Consider the following 512-nt stretch of genomic DNA (forward strand, 5'->3'; position numbering starts at 1 on the left):
CACGAGGGCCCGCTCGGCGTCGCGGGCGCCGCACCGGCGCGCCTGGGCCAGCAGGTCGCCGCTGACGGCGAGCACCACCTGCGCGCGCCGGCAGACGAGGGCGAGCACCGCCCGGCCCAGCCGGGCCCGCGCACCGGTGCCGAGGACGGCGTTGTGCAGCGTCACCACCAGCGGGGTGCGCCGGGGCAGGGCGAGCGCGGCGACGAACCCCGCCCGCACGCCGTGCGCGTGCACCACGGCCGCGCGCAGCCCGGGCGCGGCCAGGGCCGCGCGCAGCGCCCGCGCGGCGCGCAGGTCGCGCAGCGGGTCGATCGAGGGGCCGATCTCCACGGCCGTCGTGGGCGCCTCGAACGCGAAGCGCCGCGAGGTCTCGGCGGGCGCGGCAACCCGCACGTCCACGCCGCGGCGCCGCAGCCCGGTGCACAGCTGCTGCACGTGCCGCCCCACCCCGCCGGCGCTGCTGGCGAGGACGAGCACGACGGGCACCGCGGGGGCGCCGGGACCGGTGGGGG

General features: G+C 82.0%; 1 protein-coding gene. It reads right to left on the reverse strand.

Translation table 11 applies throughout. The annotated features are described in order from the left end of the window. Positions 1-512: glycosyltransferase family 4 protein (locus GTQ99_RS23925; RefSeq protein WP_166618105.1), on the reverse strand; the 512-nt coding region annotated here is incomplete at both ends.

Origin of the sequence: Kineococcus vitellinus, assembly GCF_009906315.1 — a bacterium.
GTDB lineage: Bacteria > Actinomycetota > Actinomycetes > Actinomycetales > Kineococcaceae > Kineococcus > Kineococcus vitellinus.